The organism is Endozoicomonas sp. (genome assembly GCF_051008435.1).
Classification (GTDB): domain Bacteria; phylum Pseudomonadota; class Gammaproteobacteria; order Pseudomonadales; family Endozoicomonadaceae; genus Endozoicomonas_A.
The window spans coordinates 1-3,646 of the sequence record NZ_JBPCXO010000057.1 but is presented as its reverse complement, the minus strand read 5'-3'; the positions used below and the strand labels follow the sequence as shown (position 1 = coordinate 3,646).

3 protein-coding genes are annotated in these 3,646 nt (G+C 44.1%); 2 read left to right on the top strand and 1 reads right to left on the bottom strand.

What is annotated here, in order from left to right:
* Positions 1-161 precede the first annotated feature (161 nt).
* Together ACR2PX_RS02570 and ACR2PX_RS02565 are read left to right on the top strand one after the other, a co-directional pair.
* A complete protein-coding gene (locus ACR2PX_RS02570) occupies positions 162-893 on the top strand; it encodes a hypothetical protein (RefSeq protein ID WP_433997793.1) in 732 nt (243 codons plus the stop codon).
* 431 nt (positions 894-1,324) lie between these two features.
* Entirely contained in the window at positions 1,325-2,632 is a 1,308-nt protein-coding gene (locus tag ACR2PX_RS02565; RefSeq protein ID WP_433997792.1) for a hypothetical protein, read from the top strand.
* A 7-nt stretch (positions 2,633-2,639) separates the two neighbouring features.
* Here the strand turns inward: ACR2PX_RS02565 and ACR2PX_RS02560 are convergent, their stop codons facing one another.
* Complete coding sequence (locus ACR2PX_RS02560) at positions 2,640-3,437, bottom strand: hypothetical protein (RefSeq protein ID WP_433997791.1); 798 nt, start codon at positions 3,435-3,437, stop codon at positions 2,640-2,642.
* Positions 3,438-3,646 lie beyond the last annotated feature (209 nt).

Sequence of the window (3,646 nt, the reverse complement as noted above, 5' to 3'; positions counted from 1 at the left end):
GACACGTTACAGCTCGACCTTAAACCCTACACAAGAGTGGCGTAAGACATACTCCGGTATGCAGCCGTGTTGACGGTGTAGATAAACCCAGAGAATCACTGATTGTCGCAGGTTTTTAGTAGCGGCTCTTATAGATCTGTTAGGCCTTATATATCATCACCATGAACATCCTCGAAAGATATCTTACACAAGAAGAAGCAATAATCATTGTTGGTACAGGAGCAAGACCTATTTGCTTTTGTGAAAACGAAGATAGTTTTACATGGGGGATTGGTTCCTCATTTATCCTCAATTACCTTGGAAGTGTTTTCATTGTTACAGCAAAACACGTGATTGATAACCAGAAAGCTGACCATAAACATATACGTGTACTTTTGCCAGACACTAAGATGGCTCTGCCAATACTGTCTGGATTCTCACCAATTTTCTATGATCACGAGAATAAAGATGATGTAGAGGATTTAGTATTCTTAAAAGTGGACGATAGCTTGTTCTGTGTTGAATCAGGTGTTGATTTATATTCGTGGGATTTTATCAAACGTTCATACCCTGCATCGAAGCTTACTGTGGGTGACGAGTTGAAGGTCGCCGGATTTCCGGACACGGGTGAACGTTATGACTATGATGCTCGAAAAATTAGTGACCTACTTTTGGTCAGAACTGCAAACTTGTCAGAGTCCGAGCTTGGAAAAGATATTTACACAATGAGCGGACAGCCCTCTAATTACAGTTTTAATGGTATCAGTGGAGCTCCAGTTTTTTGCCGAAGAGACGGTTGGGTCTTATTCTGTGGGATAGTTATACGTGGCACAGCTCAAAGCGGCCAAATGCACTTCATTGGCTCTGAAATCATAATGAGTGCTTTTAAGAATGCAGGCCTTCAAAAGGCCTGACAAGTACATCGTTTACGGCGGCAAGCCGCCTGGGGCGCTCTCGGTGCCCCTACGTAGGCGAGAAGTCTTGAAGTGATCCAGGCAGCCGGGCAATAAAAGAAAACGGATGTTAGAGCTTAGAGCAAGTATATCGCTGATGTTAGGGACTGGGACATCCCGCTTGTCAGAGGTATTCATGAAGGGCGAACTAACCTCGACACGGAGAAGGCTCGTGAATTAAGACAGAGCCTGAAGCAGAAATGAAGCTTCATTGAAGGGGGCTGATGTCCTGAAGCTCCCTTCTTATTATCCAGGCAGGAAACCAGACCATTTTGGCTCGGTTTCCTGACTCAAATCACCCATTCTTCATCTTGTGATCCCATGGCAATAATGAACTTCGATCACATAGTTCGGTCTGATAATAGAATACAGTTACTTTCAAGGAAGAAAGGATGTCTGTTCCTCCTCACCTTCAGCCTTATTTCGGTTATGTCCGAGCCCCATCATGCGAATTGGATGATATAGAAGTAAGCCCTCCTGCATCCCCCACCCGTGTGAAAGCTAATAATGGCAGCTCTTTACTTCATCCAGCTCCCGGTGAACATCAACCTCAGACTGCTGAGCCAGCCATAAAACCACAAGCTACCGTGTCAGAACGTCGAGTCCGCATCGATACAAGCCTGACCATAGGCGCTGTGGACATCCAGCAAGAAATTGAAGTTACAGATACTCATTCAGAGCCTGATACAGTCTCTGGAAGCATTGCCAGGCCGCTTTATACAAGCCGTCAGGGAATGCTGGATGATTGGAAGAAACAGTTAACCCCCGAACAGAACAGCCTCTATGAAAGGCTTAAAAATCTGGATACAGAAGCTGATGTCCAGTGTAAGGAAGCGACTGTAACTACTGACAACATGGATTTGCTCAAACCCTTCTGTATCCACTGGATGGAAAACCATCCAGATATGACTTTTGGTACCCTGGCAGCCTCTTTAAACAACATTGGAGCCAAGAGAAAACTGAGAAAAACCCGACCGTTCAAAGCCGATTTTTTACGACAACAATTCGTGGGTAATACGGTTGATGAACTGTATGCTCTGATCCAGGTATACCCTGTTTTTATTGCTGATCTGGCCAAGCTTGAAGACCAAGAGAGCAGTTCAGGGCATACAGCTACCTACCTGGTGGTTGATTCTTACTATAAGAAATATCAGGAAAATCCTTATCTGATACCGCCAGCACTCCAAAGATTGAAATGCCTAAAAAATCCATACACAGACAATTTTCATTGGCGAATGGTTCATGTTCAATACATGTTGGGCTTGTTAGATATCGATGAGCTGATGAAGGGGCTCGCTGAAAATGGTGAGAAAGATCACGGCTTTTCTGAACGCTTGATGTTTATGGCCAATAGGGGAGATAAAGAAGCATTAAAAAGATTCATTAACTACTATCGATTAGAGAAAGGTTATGCAAACGAAAAAGTGGCCAGCAAGTTAGCCAGAATAGTCGATATACCGGGAATGAAAGGCAATAAATCCTGGCAAGCTTACATGGTCGAAGAATTTATGAATGATCATGAAATATCAGATCATGAACCCGGGTGGTATAAAAAACTGATTGGTAAAGGTAAATCCCGAAGGTTTGAACCAGGCACAACCGCTGAAAAAAGAAAACGAAATATTGCCGAACTTCCCAGTGTTAAAAAAATGAGAACAGCAAAAAGATCTAAGACAGACCTAGCTGATTATGCGGGCTAGAAAAAAATCATTGCCAGGCAACGTTTCTGATGGTCTTGAAATGATTTAGTTTGATTCTGTCGAGAAACGCGTCAATGCCGGAGGTAGAGAATTGATCCAATATCAGAAAGTCAGAAAATGCAGTCTCTGGCAAAGAACTAATGGTTCGTGAATACCTGTCCAGATCCGCCTCTCCTCTGCCTTCATTAATCATCAGGATCAGATGGCAGAAAGCTTGTGAGTAAACCCGTTTTGATTCAAGGCTGACAGATTGATCTCTGACCAGTGCATTGGCAAGCCGATGAAAGTAGGGAAGTTGAGCACTGTTGATAGTCAGTGTATGGGTTAACTCCCCCAGTGCACGCATGTGACCCAGCAGGTTGGCAGTGAAATGTGGATGGTTGATGGCTAATGTAGTGAAACGGTTAACAGACAACTGCCCTGCGCTGAATGCTCGGGTGAGGGACTCTCTTTCATGGAGCATGGTTGAGAACATGGTGGTGGTCTGATTGTTTAAGGGGAGCTGATTCAATAGACAGAGCTCCGGATAATCCTTTAATAACGCTGAGAACTTCAGATAGGCTGCGGTGCTTTTCTGGGTGGCTTCATCCCAGAAAATATTAGGCTCCGAGCCATTGATGATTTGTGGCGGAGCCTGATGTTCTGACAAAGTTTCTGTCAGATAAACTTCAAAAACGGTGGGCCAGAATGCTCGGAAGTCGTTGATAGAGCAATAATGCTCATGCTCTGTACTCAGTACAGACGTGCTGATTAATAATCCGCAGCATACCGTCTTTAAACGGTATAAGGTTTTGGCAGTTGTCATGCTCTGCCTTCTTCTTAGTTGAGTGGGCAGTAACTATAGATCAGCCTTAAGCCGGGGCTTAGAGAGAGAAGGAATAGCCATTGTAGGACTTACGCATTGACAGCGTGTTCCGAAATTTGATAATTGACCCAAATGATTGTTTATCAGGGATGAAAGTGAGAAGTACTACTCGCCCGACTACCGCACGATGCACCCTTTCACAATACATG

Coding starts and splice junctions, on each gene's coding strand:
- ACR2PX_RS02565 (WP_433997792.1), top strand. CDS start 1,325: ATGTCTGTTCCTCCTCACCTTCAGCCTTATTTCGGTTATGTCCGAGCC.
- ACR2PX_RS02570 (WP_433997793.1), top strand. CDS start 162: ATGAACATCCTCGAAAGATATCTTACACAAGAAGAAGCAATAATCATT.
- ACR2PX_RS02560 (WP_433997791.1), bottom strand. CDS start 3,437: ATGACAACTGCCAAAACCTTATACCGTTTAAAGACGGTATGCTGCGGA.